This is a genomic window from Janthinobacterium sp. (genome assembly GCF_009923995.1).
Classification (GTDB): domain Bacteria; phylum Pseudomonadota; class Gammaproteobacteria; order Burkholderiales; family Burkholderiaceae_D; genus Janthinobacterium.
In genome coordinates, this window is record NZ_RFSK01000058.1 from 1 (window position 1) to 17870 (window position 17870).

Annotated in this window: 15 protein-coding genes; 8 read left to right on the forward strand and 7 right to left on the reverse strand. The window is 66.2% G+C overall.

The window, feature by feature from the left end:
- Nucleotides 1-1039, reverse strand: a 1039-nt coding sequence (locus EBS11_RS22575; protein WP_290606637.1) for a S8 family serine peptidase, incomplete at its 3' end; no start/stop codon positions are given.
- Nucleotide 1040: 1 nt separating this feature from the next.
- The gene (locus tag EBS11_RS22580; RefSeq protein ID WP_290606639.1) at nt 1041-1862 is read right to left on the reverse strand and encodes an NF038120 family PEP-CTERM protein; all 822 of its coding nucleotides are present in this window, start codon (nt 1860-1862) and stop codon (nt 1041-1043) included.
- Between the two features lie 442 nt (nt 1863-2304).
- Between EBS11_RS22580 and EBS11_RS22585 the strand changes: the two genes are divergently transcribed.
- Together EBS11_RS22585 and EBS11_RS22590 are read left to right on the forward strand one after the other, a co-directional pair.
- The gene (locus EBS11_RS22585; RefSeq protein WP_290606641.1) at nt 2305-3228 is read left to right on the forward strand and encodes a histidine kinase; all 924 of its coding nucleotides are present in this window, start codon (nt 2305-2307) and stop codon (nt 3226-3228) included.
- Nucleotides 3225-3908 carry a response regulator transcription factor gene (locus EBS11_RS22590; protein WP_290606643.1) on the forward strand — a complete coding sequence of 228 codons (684 nt, stop codon included), beginning with the start codon at nt 3225-3227 and terminating at the stop codon, nt 3906-3908. Before EBS11_RS22585 ends, EBS11_RS22590 begins: the two co-directional genes overlap by 4 nt.
- Here EBS11_RS22590 and EBS11_RS22595 read toward each other — a convergent pair.
- A complete protein-coding gene (locus EBS11_RS22595) occupies nt 3905-6406 on the reverse strand; it encodes a TonB-dependent receptor (protein ID WP_290606645.1) in 2502 nt (833 codons plus the stop codon). The genes EBS11_RS22590 and EBS11_RS22595 overlap by 4 nt on opposite strands.
- 96 nt (nt 6407-6502) lie before the next feature.
- Entirely contained in the window at nt 6503-6964 is a 462-nt protein-coding gene (locus EBS11_RS22600) for an Lrp/AsnC family transcriptional regulator (RefSeq protein WP_290606647.1), read from the reverse strand.
- 99 nt (nt 6965-7063) lie between these two features.
- Here EBS11_RS22600 and ilvB point away from each other — a divergent pair, with 99 nt between their 5' ends.
- The gene (gene ilvB / locus EBS11_RS22605) at nt 7064-8824 is read left to right on the forward strand and encodes a biosynthetic-type acetolactate synthase large subunit (protein ID WP_290606649.1); all 1761 of its coding nucleotides are present in this window, start codon (nt 7064-7066) and stop codon (nt 8822-8824) included.
- Between the two features lie 10 nt (nt 8825-8834).
- Here ilvB and EBS11_RS22610 read toward each other — a convergent pair whose 3' ends face one another.
- Nucleotides 8835-9698: an AraC family transcriptional regulator gene (locus tag EBS11_RS22610; protein ID WP_290606651.1), complete on the reverse strand. Its 864-nt coding sequence runs from the start codon at nt 9696-9698 to the stop codon at nt 8835-8837.
- A gap of 135 nt (nt 9699-9833) precedes the next feature.
- On the opposite strand from EBS11_RS22610, the gene EBS11_RS22615 reads away from it, so the two are divergent.
- From EBS11_RS22615 to bamE, 5 genes are all read left to right on the forward strand, one after another.
- Complete coding sequence (locus EBS11_RS22615; RefSeq protein ID WP_290606653.1) at nt 9834-11276, forward strand: cytochrome P450; 1443 nt, start codon at nt 9834-9836, stop codon at nt 11274-11276.
- A 36-nt stretch (nt 11277-11312) separates the two neighbouring features.
- Entirely contained in the window at nt 11313-11774 is a 462-nt protein-coding gene (locus tag EBS11_RS22620) for a GNAT family N-acetyltransferase (protein WP_290606655.1), read from the forward strand.
- Complete coding sequence (locus tag EBS11_RS22625; protein ID WP_290606657.1) at nt 11771-12130, forward strand: nucleotide pyrophosphohydrolase; 360 nt, start codon at nt 11771-11773, stop codon at nt 12128-12130. Before EBS11_RS22620 ends, EBS11_RS22625 begins: the two co-directional genes overlap by 4 nt.
- A 210-nt stretch (nt 12131-12340) precedes the next feature.
- A complete protein-coding gene (locus EBS11_RS22630; protein WP_290606659.1) occupies nt 12341-13129 on the forward strand; it encodes a hypothetical protein in 789 nt (262 codons plus the stop codon).
- Complete coding sequence (gene bamE, locus EBS11_RS22635; protein ID WP_290606661.1) at nt 13126-13434, forward strand: outer membrane protein assembly factor BamE; 309 nt, start codon at nt 13126-13128, stop codon at nt 13432-13434. The genes EBS11_RS22630 and bamE overlap by 4 nt, the downstream gene beginning before the upstream one ends.
- A 92-nt stretch (nt 13435-13526) precedes the next feature.
- Here bamE and EBS11_RS22640 read toward each other — a convergent pair whose 3' ends face one another.
- Both EBS11_RS22640 and EBS11_RS22645 read right to left on the reverse strand, forming a co-directional pair.
- Nucleotides 13527-15131 carry a methyl-accepting chemotaxis protein gene (locus tag EBS11_RS22640; protein WP_365955994.1) on the reverse strand — a complete coding sequence of 535 codons (1605 nt, stop codon included), beginning with the start codon at nt 15129-15131 and terminating at the stop codon, nt 13527-13529.
- A gap of 493 nt (nt 15132-15624) precedes the next feature.
- Nucleotides 15625-17757 carry a DEAD/DEAH box helicase gene (locus tag EBS11_RS22645; RefSeq protein WP_290606665.1) on the reverse strand — a complete coding sequence of 711 codons (2133 nt, stop codon included), beginning with the start codon at nt 17755-17757 and terminating at the stop codon, nt 15625-15627.
- Nucleotides 17758-17870 lie beyond the last annotated feature (113 nt).

The window sequence follows — 17870 nt, forward strand, 5'->3', positions numbered from 1 at the left end:
ACTCGACGCCGCTTGGGCTGAAGGCGCCGCCGCCCGCATTCGGGCCGATGGAGAAGTTGATGACGTTGACGCCATCCTTCACCGCCTGGTCGATGGCGGCCACGCTGTCGGCCGTGGCGCAGCCGTTGCGGCCCGTCGAGGCGGCCGTCCAGCAGACCTTGTAGGCGGCGATGCGCGCGCGCGGCGCCATGCCGGAAGCCTTGCCCAGCGATACGCCATTCGACGTGGCCGGCGTGCCATTGTTGCCGCCCGCCGTAGACGCCGTGTGCGTGCCATGGCCGCCGTGGCCCGTCAGGCCCGCCACGGAATCGCGCGGCGAACGGAATTCCGTCCAGTGCAGGGCCGACGTGGCGGCGCGGTAATAACGCGCACCGATCAGCTTATTGTTGCAATTGTCGGCGGAAAAACCCTCGCCCGTCTGGCAGGTGCCCTGCCAGCTGGCCGGCGGCGCGCCGTACACGACGTTGCTGCCGCTGTGGCTGGGCACGCCGTTCTCGTCGAGGCGGTCGGCAAAGGCCGCGTTCTCGGGCCAGATGCCGCTGTCGACGATGCCGATGATGATGTCTTCGCCCGCGTGCGCCTTGCCGCCCAGCTGCTCCCAGATGCCGCCCGGCTTGTCCAGGCCCAGGAAGCTGGGCGTGTAGCTCGTGTCGAGTTGCAGGATGGAATCGGCGCTGATGCTGGCCACGCCGCTGTTTTTCTTCAGGGCCCGCACTTCATCGTCCGTCAGCAGGGCGGAAAAGCCGTTGAAGACGACGCTGTACTGGTGCGTGATCTGCGCCGCGCTGACGGTTTCGGCCACGGCGGCCTGTTTGGTGTCGAGGTAGTTCAGGTAAGCCTGCACATCGGCGGCGCCCACGTTGATGCGCGCCCCTGGGGCGGGCTTGGTGGCGGCCAGGCCGTCGACCTGGCCCGTGTAGGTGGCGGCGGGCTTGTCGACCAGCTGCACGATGTAGGAACGGCGCTCCTGCGCCTGGGCCGTGTGGGCCAGGCCGGCGGCCAGCAGCAGGATGGCGAGCGAGACGGGACGTAGTTTCATCTCACGCTCCTTGCACGGTGGCGTTGACGGCGGCCTTGCCGGCGCGGCGGCGCGACAGCGCGCCGAGGGCGCCCAGGCCGGCCAGCATCAGCATGTAGGTCGACGGTTCCGGCACGGCGCTGATGTTGATGTTGTCGAGCGCGAACTGGCCCTGGTTAAAGGCGGGGAAATCGAGGGAATTGCTGCACACGCCCGTGTCGTTGAAGATGCAGGCATTGAAGGTCAGGCCCGTGAAGACCTGGCTGCTGAAGCTGCTCAGCAGGGAAGCGCTGCGGAAATAGTAATTGCCATCGCTGCCCTGGCCGGGAAACGCCAGCGAGGTGCTGATCACCTGGCCATTGCTCAGGGTGCCGCTCAGCTGCAGCTGGCCCCAGTTCATGTCCGGCAAGCCCGTGATGGGGGCGATGAAGGAATAGTCGAAGCCGGCCAGGGTAAATGCCTGGTGGTCGGCACGGGAAAAGTTCACGCCGCCATCGTTGAGGATGGCCAGGTAGTTGCCGGTGGCGCCCTGCGGGCAGGCGGCGATGTCGCACGACGACGTCACGCGGCCATCGAGGATGGCGCCCACGCCGCTGACGCCGCCGCCGGCCGCCGTGGTCGGGTCGGCCAGGAACAGCAGGTTGTAGCTCGAGGTATTGAGGGTCTGACCGCTTTCATAGATATCGGGGCGCAAGTTGTCAAAGCTCAGGACATCGGCCGTGGCCGACGCCGACCCCAGCAGGGAAAGCGCGGCGAGGGCGGCAAATATGGTGGCGCGGCCGCGGGTAGCGGGTGGAGTGGCGGCGGCGGGGGATACCCGCGCGGCATGCGATAGACGGTTCATTCTATTCCCTTGATTGTTGTGGATAGAGAGGTCGGCAGGTCTGGCGCCCGCTTTCAGCTTTTTCACAAAAGTGTCAACGAATATAGCAAATTGCACAAAATAAATAACATATTTTTAATATCATTTATTTATTTTTTATCTAACTCTGCGAAACTTTGTTTCGTTTCAGCTATGAAAATTTGAGCAAACTCAACGTTACATATGAACAACAGTTTCCCGTTTCCGCAACGTGTGCGCCAGCACGGCGGGCAGACTTCGGATAAGCTCGAAAACCGCGCCCGGCGCCGGCGCAGTCCCGCACCGTCACATCGCGGTACACCTGTTCCATCCTGGAACACTCGCGCCAGCGCACGCTGCCCGCCCGGCGCGCCCGCGCCCACCCCATGGCGGTGGCATGAAGATTGCACAACACCGGCATCGACCGTGCTCAGGGAGCTGCATCATGGAACACTATCAATTGGGCGCCAGGGCGCCTGCGCGCCCCCGGCCGGGACGCGCCGTGCTGCTGGCATGCCTGCTGGCGCCGGCCTTTTTCCTGCTCGCCGCCCGGCTGGACCTGTCAGAGCGGCTGGGGCGCGCGCTGCTGGACCAGGAACACTGGCAGCTCGACGAGCTGGCCCTGAGCCTGCTGCTGCTGGCCCTGGCGCTGGCCGGCTTCGCCGTCTGGCGGGGCCGCCAGGTGGCTGCCCTGCTGGCGCAAAACCGCGCCCTGACGCAGCGCCTGCTGCGCGCCCAGGAAGACGAACGCTGCGCGCTGGCGCGCGAACTGCACGACGAAGTGGGACAAAACTGCACGGCCATCCGCGCCGCCGCCAGCTACATCCTGCGCGCGCGCGACGGCGACCAGGCGAACGTGCAGGCCTGCGCCGCCAGCATCGCCCGCTCCTCGGAAGCGCTGCATGCCATGGTGCGCAGCATGCTGCGCCGGCTGCGCCCGCCCGTACTCGACAGCCTGGGCCTGGAGCCGGCCCTGCAGGCCCTGTGCGACAGCTGGGCGCAGCAGCACGGCATCGCCTGCCATTTCGCGCCGCAGGCCATTCCCGCCGAGCTCGACGACGGCACGGCCATCGCCATCTACCGCCTGGTGCAGGAAGGCTTGACGAACGTGGCGCGCCACGCGGGCGCCGACCGCGCCACGGTGGAATTGCGCGCCGATGCGCACGGCAGCCTGCACCTGGCCATCGAGGACAACGGCCACGGCTTGCGCCAGGGCGCGACGCAGCAAGGAGGCTTCGGCATGCTGGGCATGCGCGAGCGCGTGGCCGGCTTGCGCGGCCATATCCACTGGATCAGCGCCCTGGGCCGGGGCTTGCGCATCGAAGTGGCGATGCCGCTGGCGGCCGGCGCGCCACGGTGCGCGGCATGAACGCGGCCATGCAGGCGCACATGCACGGGGCCATGCGGCCCATCCGCGTGATGCTGGTGGACGACCACCCGGTCGTGCGCACGGGCTACCGCCGCCTGCTGGAGCAGGGCGGCGACATCGCCGTCGTGGCCGAGGCGGGCAACGGCGAAACGGCATACGGATTGCACCAGGAACAGCTGCCCGACGTGTGCGTGACGGACTTGTCCATGCCCGGCATCGGCGGCCTGGAATTGCTGCGCAAGCTGATCGCCCGCGATGCCGGCGCCCGCGTGCTCGTCTTTACCATGCACGACACGCCCCAGCTGATCGCCCGCGCGTTTGAGGGCGGCGCCTGCGGCTTCGTCAGCAAGCAGGCCGATCCGGAACACCTGATCGCGGCCGTGCGCGCCGCCCACGCGGGCCGGCGCTACCTGGACCCGCACAGCGCACCCGGCATGCTGCAGGACACGGCCGGCATGGAAGCGCAGCGCTTGAGCAGCCTGAGCCAGCGCGAGTTCGAGATCTTCCGCCTGCTGGCCGAAGGCCATAGCGCCGCCGACTGCGCCCGCCTGCTGCACGTGAGCAGCAAGACGGTGGCCAACCACCAGACGTGCATCCGTGAAAAGCTCGACGTGGCCGGCGCCGCCGCCCTCGTCCACCTGGCGCTGCGCAACGGCATCATTGAGCAGGTCCAGCCTTAAAACGCATAGCGCACGCCCACGTTCACGCTGCGCGGCGCGCCGGGCGCATAAAAGGTCGCGTTGACCATCGGATAGGCGCCGCTTACGGCGGGCAGCGGCCGGGCGGCGAAATTACCGTTGGCATCGAAACCCGTCGCGCCCAGCTGGGCCGCCGTCGTGTATTTCCGGTCGAACAGGTTATTCACCTGGGCAAACACGCTCAGCTGTCGCGTCAGCTGGTACCTGCCATTGAGTTCCACCACGGCGTAGCCGGCGCTCTTGCCCGGCCCCAGGTAGGACGGGCCGCCCGCCTCGTGCGCATTGTTTTCATTGCCGCGCGCGTAGGCACTGGAGACGGCCGTCATGGCCAGCCCGACCGTCCAGTCGCGCCCGCCTTCGTACTCCACGTGCGCCTTGAAGATATGGCTGGGCGTCAGGGGAATCCGCTTGCCGGGCGTGATGAGGATATTGCCTTCCAGGCCGGGCGCCTGCGCGTCGCTGCTGCTGTTGGCGCTGCCGTTGACGGTTTCGCGGCTTTGATACGTCGCCTGCAGCCACGTGTAATTGAGGCCGAAGTCCAGCGCGCCCGCCTTGCCATCCGCCGCCAGTTCCACGCCCTGGTGCCGCGTCTTGCCGAAATTTTTAAAATAGCCAAACCCCGCCTGGTTGTCGGCGACGAACAGGATGTCGTCGTGGTTTTCCGCGCGGAACACGCCCGCGCTCCAGCGGGCCACGCTGGCGAACTGGCCGCGCACGCCCGCTTCCCACGTCTTCGTGACGACCTGTTTCAAGGGCGGATCGCCCGCCATGGCATTGGGCAGGCGGCACGGGTTTTCCGGGTCGGCGCAGCCCAGTTCGATGGCCGTCGGCGTGCGGCTGCCTTCGTTGTAGCCCAGGTAGGCGCTCATGCCCGCGGCCGACGCATAGGCCAGGCCGATGGCGGGATTGAAGCGGCTGAAGCGGTGGTCGCCGTCGAGCGAGCCGCTGCCGCCGCCGGGCGTGATGGCGTCGCGGTTGCGCACGGTGCTGCGGTTGTAGCGGCCGGAAACGGTAACCGTCAATGCTTGATTCAACGCCATGCTGTCGCTCGCATACACGCTCCACGTGCGCATGCGCCCGCTCAAGTCGACGCGGTTGTCCACGGGCGTGCCGTCATCGTCGATTTCCGTGCCGTCGGCAAAGAAATCCACGGGCGTGATGCTGCGGTCCGGGTTCAGGTAGCCGAACTGGCTCGTCTGGCGGAAGGTGGCATGGCTGGCATCGAAGGCGGCACCGGCCGTGACGGCATGGCGCGCGCCCGCCACGTCGGCCAGCGCCGTGAGCTGGCCGGAGAACCCATGGTTTTCCTGCTCCGTGTGGCTGCGGTTGAGCATGCCGTTGCATTTCTCGGCCGGCTCGTCGTGCAGCAGCACGTTGGCGATGCAGCGCCATTTGGGAAACGGCGTATTCGATGCGTTCGCCCCGCTGGCGGGAAAGCCCGTGTAGCCGGCCGCCGCCAGGGCCGCCCGCTCGGCCGCGCCGGGCTGGTAGACGGACTGGTCGAGCGACTCATCGTTCAAGTCGCCGTTCAAGGTGTGGGTGTCGATCTTGCGGTAGTACACGTTGCCCGACAACAGCAAGGCGGCGCCGGCCTGGTGCTTGCCCGTCACGTTCAGCAGGGTCGACTTGTTTTCCGTCAAGTCCGGCTTGGTGTAGACGCTGCGGTAGTCGCGCGCCAGCAGGCGCTGCTCCTGCAAGCCATTGCCCGTCAGCGCATTGTCCGCGTGGGCCACGGTGACGGCGATATCGGTGCGCGCATCGCTCCAGCCCAGCTTGCCGAACAGCTGGCGCACGTCGGACGGCGAATCGTCGCGCCAGCCATCCTCCTTGAAGCGGTTGCCCGTCACGTACCAGTGCCAGCCCTGCGCATTGCTGCCGCCATGCTCGACTTCCACGCCGCGCCGTCTGTCGGCGCCCAGGCGTGCCTCGATGGCCGTGCCGGGGCTGCTGCGGCCATCCTTGGTCTGCAGGGCCAGCGCGCCGCCCAGGGTATTCAAGCCGAACAGGGGATTCGAGCCAGGCATCAGGGTCAGCGATTCGATGGCCATGCGCGGGATCAGGTCCCAGCTGACGACGTCGCCGAACGGCTGGTTCAGCCGCATGCCGTCCAGATACACGGACAGGCCTTGCGGCGTGCCCAGCAGGGGCGAAGCCGTGTAGCCCCGGTAGCTGACGTCGGGCTGGAAGGGGTTGTTCTGCACCTCGTTCACGACGACGCTGCCCAGGTTGCGGCGCAGGAAGGCGGACAGGTCGAGCGCGCCGCTGCGGGCGATCTGCTGCGCGCCGGCCGTCTGCACGGGCGCGGCGATGGCATCGCGCGGCTGCTCCACGGTGGGCAGCGGCATGCTGCCCGTGATGATGACGGTGGGCAAGTCGCCCGAGGTGGCCAGATTTGCGGCCGGGCTGGCGTCAGCGCCCAGGTCGGCAGCGTGCGCCTGGCACAGCGCCATGGCGGCGGCGGCCAATAAAGTCAGTTTCATGCGGGTCCCCAGTGTTATCGTGGTTTTTATTACTGTCCAGTATCGGACAGTCACCGGGCGATGGGCTAGGGAAAAACTCCCGCCGTGCAGGCAGACTTATCGCTGCAAGGGTAGATAACTTTGCTTGAGCTGGCGCAAGACAAAGCTCGATTTGCTGTGGCGGATGCCGGGAATTTTATATAAACGCTCGCGCAGCAGGCGTTCGTAGTCGCGCGTGTCGCTCACGGCGATGCGCAGGTAGTAATCGTAGTCGCCGGACACAAGAAACGCTTCCAGCACTTCGGGAATCATGGCCAGCGCGTGGCCGAACTCGAACAGGGCCTCGTCGGAATGGTCGTCCAGCGTCACTTGCACGATGACGGTGTCGGCCAGCCCCACCTTGGCCGCGTTGACGTTCACCGTGTAGCCTTCGATGACGCCGTCATCCTCCATGCGCTTGATGCGCGCCCAGCACGGCGAGGACGTCAGGCCTACCCTGGCGCTCAGTTCATGCAGGCTGATGCGGGCATCCTGCTGCAGGGCCGTCAGGATGGCGAGGTCGAATTTATCCAGCTTCATTCTGTTCATTCCTCATTTTGCAGCAAATTTTGCTGAAGTTTCCATTCTATACGAGAAAACCAGCAGCCTTTTCTGCCGCATCAGGCAGAAAATAGGCACATGAAACCAGACCACGCCGCCCTCCTCGTCCCGCCATCCGATGCCCCCATGCCGCGCAACGGCGCCAGCATCCTCATCGACACCCTGCTGGCGCTGGGCGTCGACACCGTCTTCGGCTATCCGGGCGGCGCCGTGCTGCCCCTGTACGATGCGCTGCATGCCCAGCCCCGTCTGCGCCACGTGCTCGTGCGCCACGAGCAGGCGGCCGTGCACGCGGCCGAGGGCTACGCGCGCAGCACGGGCCGCCCCGGCGTCGTCTTCGTCACGTCCGGCCCCGGCATGAGCAACACCACCACGGGCTTGCTCGACGCCCTGTGCGATTCCATTCCCGTGCTCTGCATCAGCGGCCAGGTGGCCACCGCCAGCATCGGCACGCATGCCTTCCAGGAATGCGATGCGCTGGGCATTTCCCGCCCCGTCACCAAGTGGAACCGGCAAATCCGCTCGGCCGATGAAACGGCGGCCGTCGTGCGCGCAGCCCTTGCGCAAGCCACGCAGGGCAGGCCCGGCCCCGTGCTGGTCGACTTTCCCAAGGACTTGCAGCTGGCCCTGGCGCAGGAAAGCCCGGCGCCCGCCCCCGCCACGCCCTCCCCGCTGCCGCTGCCGCCAGGCGCCGATATCGAACTGGCCGTCAGCCTGATCGCCTCCGCGCGCCGGCCCGTATTCTATGGCGGCGGCGGACTCATCAATTCTGGCGACGCCGCCTGCGCCACCTTCGCACAACTGGTGAAGCTGGCCGCCGCGCCGTGCACCCTCACCCTGCTGGGCCTGGGTGCCTTTCCCGCCGCGCACCCGGCCTTCCTCGGCATGCTGGGCATGCACGGCACCCTGGAAGCGAACCTGGCCATGCACCATGCGGACCTCATCGTCTGCGTCGGCGCCCGCTTCGACGACCGGGTCACGGGCCGCCTGGACGCCTTCTGCCCGGGCGCGAAAATCATCCACGTCGACATCGACCCGGCGTCCATCGGCAAGGTGGTGCGCGCCGACGTGGCCCTGCGCGGCGATTGCGCCCCCGTGCTGGCCGCCCTGCTGGCGCAGCTGCGCGGACGCTTGCTGGCGGACCGCCAGCCGTGGTGGCAGCGCATCGACGGCTGGCGCGCGCAGGACAGCCTGGCGTTCGACGACACGCCGGACGTGATCGCGCCGCAGGCGCTGATGCGGCGGCTGCAAGCGGCGCTGGACGGCATGGATGGCGGCGACGCCATCGTCTCCACCGACGTGGGCCAGCACCAGATGTGGGCGGCGCAGCATCTGCGCTTCGCGCAGCCGCGCCGCTGGCTGACGTCGGGCGGCGCCGGCACCATGGGGTATGGCTTGCCGGCCGCCATCGGCGCGCAGGTCGCCCATCCGGACAAATGCGTCGTGTGCGTCAGCGGCGACGCCTCGATTCTGATGAATATCCAGGAACTGGCCACCGCCGTGCAGCACCGCCTGCCCGTGAAAGTCGTGCTGTCGAACAATGGCTACATGGGCATGGTGCGCCAGTGGCAAGAGCTCATCCACGGCGGGCGCTACAGCCACAGCTATACGGAAGCCCTGCCCGACTTCGTCGCCCTGGCGCGGGCCTTCGGCTGGCAGGCGCACACGGTCAGCCGGCGCGATGAGCTCGACGGGGCGCTGGCGGCCTGCCTGGCGTCCGATGGGCCGTACTTCCTCGACGTGCGCGTGCATGGCGCGGAAAACTGCTTCCCCATGATGGCGCCGGGCGCGGCGCACCATGAAGTGACCTTGCGCAAGGATGTCGTCTACACCGGATAAGAAAACCAGTTTAATTCCAGACCCGGTAGATCCAGTAGCTTTCGTCGTCGCGCATGGCGCGCGCCAGCTCGGTGGGAGTCAAGCCCGTGATTTCGCGCGTCTCGCGGCAGAAATGGGCCTGGTCGGCGTAGCCGCCGCTGGCGGCGATGTCGGACCAGGACGCCGTGCCCTGCAGGATGGCGCCCCGCTCGTCGAGGAACAGCTGTTCCGCGCGGCGCATGCGGCGCAGGGTGCGCATGGGCTGGCCGGCCCAGGCCTTGATGCGGCGCTCGACGTTGCGCGCGCCGCTGGCCAGGCCCGTCGATGCCGCCTGCACGCCCAGGCGGCGCACCCAGTCCTGCACGGCGCCGGCGGCCCCGTCGCTGCCTTGGCGCGCCTGCTGCCAGCGCGGCGCGAGGAACGCTTCCACCAGCGCGATGCGCGTCTCGTCGTCGGGCGCGGCCAGCACGGCGCCGGAGAGGGCCTGCCAGTCGGCGCCGAACACGGCATCGAACGGACGGAACTGGTCCAGCAAGGCATCCATCGGGACGCCCGTCAAGGCATGCAGGGCGGCCGGATAAAACATCACGATGAAGCTATGCACGGGGCCGGGGTTGTAGCTGACCAGCGGATACGAGCGGGGGCCGCCGAACAAGGCGGACGGCATGCGCACGTCCGTCAGCGCCAGGCCCGGCACGGCCGCTTCCACGTCGCCCGCGATGGTCCAGATGATGCTGCACATGGGCGCGGCGGGAAAGCGGTTCAGGCGCTGGGCCGGCGGCAGCAGCGGGCAGCGCGTGGTGTCGCGCACGAGGATGGCGCGCACGCAGGAGGCGAGCGCGGTGCGCGGCGCGATCAGGCGCGTGACGGGTGCGGGAGTCGGTGTGGAAGCCATGACGGCCATTGTAGCGGGATTTTTTGCTGCGCCACGCTGTCGTAAACGTTCAATACAAGCGGGCCGCCATCGCGTAGAGTATGGTTATTATTGCAAGCAATCCTCATACTTTTACCGTATCGACAGGAGATGTCCATGCCGCCACTCGACCACGCCGCCGCGCCCGCCATCGCGCGGCCCTTGCGCCAGATCCGCCGCCTGCCGGGGCCGTTCGCCCTGCCCATCGTCGGCAACAGCCTGCAGATCAAGCTCACGCGCATCCACCGCGACGTGGAAGAGTGGGTGCGGCGCTACGGTCCCTACCTGCGCGTCTGGTTCGGCCGCACCCTGGTGCTGGTGGTGGCCGACAGCGAGGCCGTCGGCGCCGTGCTGCGCGACCGGCCAGACGGTTTCCGCCGCCCCCTGAGCAGCGCCCTCGTCTCCGAGGAAATGGGCGGTATCCCCGGCCTGTTCCTGGCCGAGGGCACGGAATGGCGCAACCAGCGCCGCATGGTCATGGCCGGCATGGCGCCCGGCGCCATCAAGGCCTATTTTCCCGCGCTGGTGACGGTGGCGCAGCGCCTGCGGCGGCGCTGGCATCTTGCCGCCACGCAAGGCCAGGCGATCGACCTGGACGGCGACCTGAAACGCTACACGGTCGACATCATCGCCGGCCTGGCCTTCGGCACGGAAGTCAATACGCTCGAATCGGGCGAGGACGTGATCCAGCGCCACATGGATGCCATCCTGCCCGCCGTGGCGCGGCGCAGCCTGTCCATGTTCCCCTACTGGCGCTATGTCAAGCTGCCCATCGACCGGCGCCTGGACCGCGACGTGGCGGCCCTGTCCGCCGCCGTGGCCGACCTGGTGCAGCAGGCGCGCACGCGCATGGCGCATGACCCGGCGCGGCGCGAACGCCCGCCCAACCTGCTCGAAGCGATGATCGCCGCCGCCGACCTGGAAGGCAGCGGCGTGACAGACCGCAACGTCGCCGGCAATGTGCTGACCATGCTGCTGGCGGGCGAAGACACGACGGCCAACACGCTGTCCTGGATGATCTACCTGCTGCAGCGCCACCCGCACACCCTGGCGCGGGCGCGCGAGGAAGTGCGGCGCCTGGCGCCCGACGCGGCCCGCTTCACCATCGAGCAGATGGACAGCCTCGATTACCTGGGCGCCTGCGCCAGCGAGGCCATGCGTCTAAAACCCGTGGCGCCCTTCCTGCCCGTCGAGGCCCTGCGCGACACGGTCATCGGCGATATCGCCGTGCCGGCCGGCACCCTGGTGTGGTGCGTGATGCGCCACGACACGGTATCCGATGCGCACTTTCCCGAGGCGCAGGCGTTCCAGCCCGAGCGCTGGCTGGCCGAGGGCGGCGAGGTAAACAACAAGCGCGCCGCCATGCCCTTCGGCGCCGGCTTGCGCACGTGCCCGGGCCGCTATCTGGCCTTGTTGGAAATCAAGATCGCCATGGCCATGCTGCTGGGCAGCTTCGACATCGCCGGCGTCGACACGCCCGATGGCGGCGAGGCGCAGGAACTGATGGGCTTTGTCATGTCGCCCATCGGCCTGACGCTGCGCCTGGCGCCGCCGCAGTGATACCATGGGGACCTTCCGTCCATTCGATCCTTCCCCATGACCATCCGCCTGGAATCGCCGCAGCAAGCCGACGTGCAGACCCTGATCGCCGAGCTTGATGCATATCAACAGACCCTGTATCCGGCCGAGTGCGTCTACTCGCTGGACCTGGCGTCCCTGCCGCCGGACAGCCTGCTGTTCGCCGTCGCCCGCGATGCCGATGGCCGGGCGCGGGCTTGCGGGGCCATCGTCGTCACGCCCGCATTCGGCGAGGTCAAGCGCATGTACGTGCACCCGGACAGCCGCGGCCTGGGCCTGGCGAAACGCTTGCTGGCCCTGCTGGAAGCACAGGCGCTGGCGCGCGGCTGCCGCCTGCTGACCCTGGAGACGGGCATCCACCAGCCCGAGGCCATCGCCCTGTACGCGCGCCACGGCTATCAGCGGCGGGGGCCGTACGGCGACTATCCCGATGACCCGTTCAGTGTCTTCATGGAAAAACCGCTGCCGGTGGCCGCATGAGCGCGCCCGCCGACAGCTTGCTCGACATCCGCGCGCGCCTGCGCGCCTTTGCCGACGAGCGCGACTGGGACCAGTTCCACACGCCGAAGAACCTGGCCATGGCCCTGTCCGTGGAAGTGGCGGAACTGGTGGAGCATTACCAGTGGCTGCCCACGGGCGCCGATGGCGAACTGGACGAGGCGAAACGCACGGGCATCCGCCACGAACTGGCCGACGTGCTGATGTACCTGGTGCGCCTGGCCGACAAGAGCGGCGTCGACCTGCATGGGGCCGTGCTGGAAAAGATGGCGCTCAATGCGCAGAAGTATCCGGCGCAGCAGGTGCGCGGCGATGCGCGCAAATACAGCGAATACTAAGAACCTGTCCCAGCAGATGAATACGTCCCCTGCCGGCGCCCCCCAGAAGCGGAGACTGCGTTGTTCGTCATTGCGCGGCTCGCCACGCGTCCTCCTCACGCCTTGTCCGCGCTCCTGATCGACTGCCAGCAGAAGACGCTCCCTGCTGGGATAGGCTCCGAGTCCCCCATCCGTGCGTGGCTGTGGCGCGAAAAGGCGTAGCATTCAGGCATGCGCATTCATCTCTCACTGCTGCTCGCTTGCCTGCTCCACGCCCCAGTTGCGCTGGCGCAAACCGCGCCCGTGCCGCAGGTAAAAGTGGATGCCACGCGCGACCCGGTCGATAAATCCTACCGCAAGATGCTGCAGGGCGTGGACCGCTTCGAGCGCGACCATGCGCTGGCGCCCCAGGCGACCCTGCGCTTCCGTTTGCTGCCGCGCCAGCCCGGCGTGGACATGACGGGCGTACAGCTGCGCATCGCCGGCGACACGATCAGCATCCCCCTGCCCCTGGCGGAAGACAACAGCTTTGCCCCCGTGCGCAACGCGCAGGCCGCGCGCGAGGACGCCGTGCTGATCGCCAACCGCAAGGCCACGACCATGAGCTGGCGCGCACAGGTCATCACGCCCGGCTTGCCGCCCGGCACGCGGCGCCTGGGCGACCTGCGCCTGGAATGCCGCGCCGGCATGGATTCGGGGCTGATCTCGAACGACCCGCAAATCATCGCCTGGTTGTCGAGCATGCTGTACAGCACGGACAAGGTGTGTTCCGAGCCGGACGGCAACTACCTGTTCTTCACGGAGCGCCCCCTGTTCGGCGTCACCCTCGTGCATGGCGAGCGCCGCCTGGCGCTGCCGTTTCGCATGCTGTACGCGGGCGGCGAGCAGACGCCCGCCTCGCTGCCCTACTGCGATTGCCAGGTCTTGCTCGACCGCACGTACTACGCCCCCCTGTGGGATACGAGCTGGCCCGACGACACCTTGCTGGAATTTAGCTATATGGACGAGGTGGCGCCATGAAGCGGCTGTCGCTGATCGTGCTGGTGCTGCTGGCCGGGTGCTCCGGCACGCGCGCCTTGCAAGCGAGCAAGAATGTGCCCTACGCTACCCTGGAACAGGTGGTGCAGGTGGGCAGCAGCACGCGCGAACAGGTACGCGCCGCGCTGGGCGAGAGCACGTCCATCCGCTTCGACAGCGGCACGGAAGTGTGGATGTACACCTACCCCGCGGCCTCGGGCGCGCAGGGCGAATATGTCATTCTGTTTGGCGGGGATGGGGTGGTGCGCAAGGTGCGCAGCGGGGAAGTGTACCGGCTTGAAAAATAGGCTTGAACCCAAGGGCAAGGGCCGGGGGGGAATGCTCCCCATGGGCAGCATTCCCGTCACGCAGTGACTGACCCCGGTCTTTCCAGGGTGTATTAGCGTGCCTTTAACAGCGCCCTGGTCGCCATGCCCGCGCCCACGCTGCGGCCCACGCCCGTGGCCTTGCGCTTGGGCGACGCCTTCAGCTTGAAGATGCCGATCGACTGGGCCACGCTGTCGGTGCGCTGCGCCAGGTTGGCGGCGGCCGCGGCCGCTTCTTCCACCAGCGCCGCATTCTGCTGCGTGATGCCATCCATGTGGATGACGGCCTGGTTGACCTGGCCGATGCCCTGGTTCTGCTCGCGCGTGGTGGAGGAAATCTCGTCCATCACTTCCGTCACCCTGGCCACGGAGGCGATCACTTCCGTCATGGTGGCACCCGCATTGCTGGTCAGCACGCTGCCCGCGTTCACGGTGGCAATCGAATGGTCGATCAGGTTTTTCACCTCTTTCGCGGCCGTCGCCGAGCGCTGCGCCAGGCTGCGCACTTCGCCCGCCACGACGGCAAAGCCGCGGCCATGCTCGCCCGCCCGGGCCGCTTCCACGGCCGCGTTCAAGGCGAGGATATTCGTCTGGAAGGCGATGCCGTCGATGAGGCCGATGATGTCGAGGATCTTGCGCGACGAGGTGCTGATCTCGTCCATCGTGGTGACCACTTCGCTGACGATGGTGCCGCCCTTGGCGGCGATGGTCGAGGCCTGCGCCGCCAGGTCGTTGGCCGTGGCCACGTGATCGGCGCTGTTTTGCACGGTGGACGTCAGCTGCTCCATGCTGGCGGCCGTCTGCTCCAGGCTGGACGCCTGCGATTCCGTGCGGCCGGACAGGTCCATATTGCCCGTAGCGATCTCCGCCGTGGTGATGCGGATATCCTCGAAGTTGGCGCGCACGTCGCCGATGATGCTGTGTAAGTTGATATTTGTCTGGCGCAAGGCCGCCATCAATTGACCCATGTCATCGTCGCGCACCTTGTCGATGACGCCCGTCAAGTCGCCGCCCGCCATCTTGCGCGCCACGGTGATGGCCTCGCCCAGGGGCGCGACGAGGGAATTGTGCAAATGGGCCCAGAAATACAGCATCAATGCCACGGCGGCGGCCGCAGCGCCGCTGAGCCAGCTGCGCGTGGCCGTGCTCGTGTCGCCATCGATATTCCACACGGCGCAGCCGAGCACGGCCAGCACGACGCCAAAGGCGATGCAATGCAGGGCCAGGTCCTGCGACAGGGTCAGCTTGCGCCATTCGGCTAGCTTGGCGGCCCAGCCCTGGCGCACGACGCGGCCATTGCGGATGGCCAGGTTGGCGGCATTGCCGTCCTTGAAACCTTTATACAGGGCGGCCGCTTCGTTGATCTGCTCGCGCGTGGGCTTGGTGCGCACGGACATATAGCCGATCGGGCGGCCGTTTTCGATGACGGGGGTGATATTGGCGAAGACCCAGTAGAAATCGCCATTCTTGCAGCGGTTCTTGACCATGCCCGTCCACGGCATGCCGCTCTTGATCGTCGCCCACAGGTCCGCAAACGCTTCGGCAGGCATATCGGGATGGCGCAGGATATTCTGTGGTGCACCCAGCAGTTCCATTTCTGAAAAGCCGCTGACTTCAATGAAATACTGATTAGCGTAATTGATGTTTCCCTGTAAATCCGTGGTGGAAACAATCGTCATGCCTTCATTTAATACGTATTCATTTTGCGTGATAGGCGTGTTGACCCGCATCGTCGCTCCTCTATTTTTTTCAACTAGCATAACAAAAACATAAAAACAATATACCACATCAAGCACGGACGAGATATCGCCCCGGCGACAGTGACGCTGGTCAAACAATATAATAAAAAGCAATTGTTTTATGTTTTAGAATTTACTTTGATTCAACTTCATTGGTTTAATTGAAATTTGAAATGTTAATCCGCAGCACACGGAATAATTAATTAAATATTATTTATTGTTGCTGTACGCGATAAACAAGGCGCATGGGACGGGTAAACGGCGGCGCTGTCGCCAATACCATGGCAAGCACCCGGGGATTACCATTGCATTAATAATGCAGCGATAAGGTTCGTTTCTTCAGGGAAAATAAAAACTGGCGCGAGCGCGCCAGTGGGGAATATGTCTCCAATCCGCGACACAGGCGCCGGGGAGGCGCCTGCGCAGGGATGGCTTACTTGAACGTTTTGCGCGGCGACTTCGGACGCGGTGGCGCAGGCTTGCGCTCCGTCGTGCCGTCATCGAGGCTGATGCGCAGCTTCTGGCCCGACACCACGACCGATTTCAGGTGGTCGAGGATTTCCGGCGGCATGCCTTCCGGCAGGTCCAGCACGCTGTAGTTGTCAAAGATATCGATGCGGCCGATATGCTTGGCTTCCAGGTTCGCTTCGTTGGCGATGGCGCCGACGATGTTGCTTGGCGTCACGGCGTGCTCACGGCCCACTTCGATGCGGTAGGCCGTCACGCCCGGGCGTGGACGCTCCTTCTTCGGCGCGCGCGGTGCCGGCGCGGCGTCGCCCGCGTCCGCTGCCGCGGACTTGGCGGCGAACGGCTTGCGCGGCGCGGCTGGCGGCGCCAGGTCCGGCGCGTCGCCGTCGCGGCTGATGCGCAGCTGCTGGCCCGCCACCCACACGGTTTTCAGCTGGTCCAGCAATTCTTTCGGCATGCTGTCTGGCAAGTCCAGGACGCTGTAGTCGTCATAGATTTCGATGCGGCCGATGTTTTTCGAATCGATGCCCGCTTCATTGGCGATAGCGCCCACGATATTGCCCGGCTTCACGCCATGCTGATGACCTACCTCAATGCGGAAGGTTTGCATGCCGGCGTCGGCCGGACGCTGGATGCGTTCCTTTTTCGGGAAGGCCGGGCGCTCGCTGCGTTCGAAGCGGTCGCCGCGCTCGAAACGCTCGTTGCGTTCCGGACGGTCGAAGCGGTCCTGGCGCGCAGGACGGTCGTCCTGCCACGTGGCTTGCTCGCGCGCCTTGTTCTTGTCCAGCAGCAGCGGCACATTGCCACGCGCCATCTTCGCCAGGGCGGCGGCGATTTCGATGGCGGGAATGTTCTGTTCGCGCTCGAAATCCTCGATCAGCGACTGGAACTGTTCCAGTTCGCCCAGGGCCAGGGTTTCGCTGATCTGTTCCTTGAACTTGGCGATGCGCACGTCGTTGACGGCCTGGATGGTGGGCAGTTCCAGCATGCCGATCGGCTGACGCGTGGCGCGTTCGATGGAGCGCAGCAAGTTCTTTTCACGCGGGGTGATGAACAGAATCGCTTCGCCGCTGCGGCCGGCGCGGCCCGTGCGGCCGATGCGGTGGGTGTAGCTTTCCGGATCGTGCGGCACGTCGTAGTTGACGACGTGGCTGATGCGCTCGACGTCCAGGCCGCGGGCGGCCACGTCGGTCGCCACGAGGATGTCGATCTTGCCGTCTTTCAACTGCTGGATCGTGCGCTCGCGCTGCGCCTGCTGGATGTCGCCATTGATGGCGGCCGCCGAGAAGCCGCGGGCTTGCAGCTTGCTGGCCAGCTCTTCCGTGCCCAGCTTGGTGCGGGCGAAGATGATCATGCCGTCGAACGCTTCCGCTTCCAGGATGCGGGTCAGCGCGTCGAGCTTGTGCATGCCCGACACGAGCCAGTAGCGCTGGCGGATGTTGTCGGCCGTGCCCGTCTTGGCGGCGACCGTCACTTCGGCCGGGTTCACCAGGTAGGTCGTGGCGATGCGCTTGATGACGGAAGGCATGGTGGCCGAGAACAGGGCCGTCTGATGGCCTTCCGGCGTTTCTTGCAAGATGCGTTCGACGTCGTCGATAAAGCCCATGCGCAGCATTTCATCGGCTTCGTCGAGTACCAGGGTCTTCAGCTTGGACAGGTCGAGCGAACCCTTGTCCAGGTGGTCGATGACGCGGCCAGGGGTACCGACGACGACGTGCACGCCGCGGCGCAGGGCCGACAGCTGCGGGCCGTAGCTTTGGCCGCCGTAGATCGGCAGCACGTGGAAGCCGGGAATGTGGGCGGCATACACCTGGAACGCTTCGGCGACCTGGATGGCCAGTTCGCGCGTCGGTGCCAGGACCAGGGCTTGGGGTGAGCTTTGTTTCAGATCAATGCGCGACAGGATAGGCAAGGCGAAGGCGGCGGTCTTGCCCGTGCCCGTTTGCGCCTGGCCCAGCACGTCGCGGTTCGCGAGCAATAATGGAATCGTGGCCGCCTGGATAGGCGACGGTGTTTCGTAACCGACATCCTTGAGCGCGCGAACCAGCGGCTCGCTCAGGTTAAGGTCGGAAAATAAGGAAATTGGTGTATCAGACATGAAATCACTCACAAGTTCGCTCGAATCGCCCAATGCGAAAGAGTGTAGCCGCTAGTTTACTCTTTACTGGACCTTACCGGGTGGAACGAGGCCGCAGAACGCCGTTTTTTGCG

Bases quoted from the DNA above. Each gene is read 5' to 3' on its own strand.
- EBS11_RS22580 (WP_290606639.1), bottom strand. From the start codon at position 1,862: ATGAACCGTCTATCGCATGCCGCGCGGGTATCCCCCGCCGCCGCCACT.
- EBS11_RS22585 (WP_290606641.1), top strand. From the start codon at position 2,305: ATGGAACACTATCAATTGGGCGCCAGGGCGCCTGCGCGCCCCCGGCCG.
- EBS11_RS22590 (WP_290606643.1), top strand. From the start codon at position 3,225: ATGAACGCGGCCATGCAGGCGCACATGCACGGGGCCATGCGGCCCATC.
- EBS11_RS22595 (WP_290606645.1), bottom strand. From the start codon at position 6,406: ATGAAACTGACTTTATTGGCCGCCGCCGCCATGGCGCTGTGCCAGGCG.
- EBS11_RS22600 (WP_290606647.1), bottom strand. From the start codon at position 6,964: ATGAAGCTGGATAAATTCGACCTCGCCATCCTGACGGCCCTGCAGCAG.
- ilvB (WP_290606649.1), top strand. From the start codon at position 7,064: ATGAAACCAGACCACGCCGCCCTCCTCGTCCCGCCATCCGATGCCCCC.
- EBS11_RS22610 (WP_290606651.1), bottom strand. From the start codon at position 9,698: ATGGCTTCCACACCGACTCCCGCACCCGTCACGCGCCTGATCGCGCCG.
- EBS11_RS22615 (WP_290606653.1), top strand. From the start codon at position 9,834: ATGCCGCCACTCGACCACGCCGCCGCGCCCGCCATCGCGCGGCCCTTG.
- EBS11_RS22620 (WP_290606655.1), top strand. From the start codon at position 11,313: ATGACCATCCGCCTGGAATCGCCGCAGCAAGCCGACGTGCAGACCCTG.
- EBS11_RS22625 (WP_290606657.1), top strand. From the start codon at position 11,771: ATGAGCGCGCCCGCCGACAGCTTGCTCGACATCCGCGCGCGCCTGCGC.
- EBS11_RS22630 (WP_290606659.1), top strand. From the start codon at position 12,341: ATGCGCATTCATCTCTCACTGCTGCTCGCTTGCCTGCTCCACGCCCCA.
- bamE (WP_290606661.1), top strand. From the start codon at position 13,126: ATGAAGCGGCTGTCGCTGATCGTGCTGGTGCTGCTGGCCGGGTGCTCC.
- EBS11_RS22640 (WP_365955994.1), bottom strand. From the start codon at position 15,131: ATGACGATTGTTTCCACCACGGATTTACAGGGAAACATCAATTACGCT.
- EBS11_RS22645 (WP_290606665.1), bottom strand. From the start codon at position 17,757: ATGTCTGATACACCAATTTCCTTATTTTCCGACCTTAACCTGAGCGAG.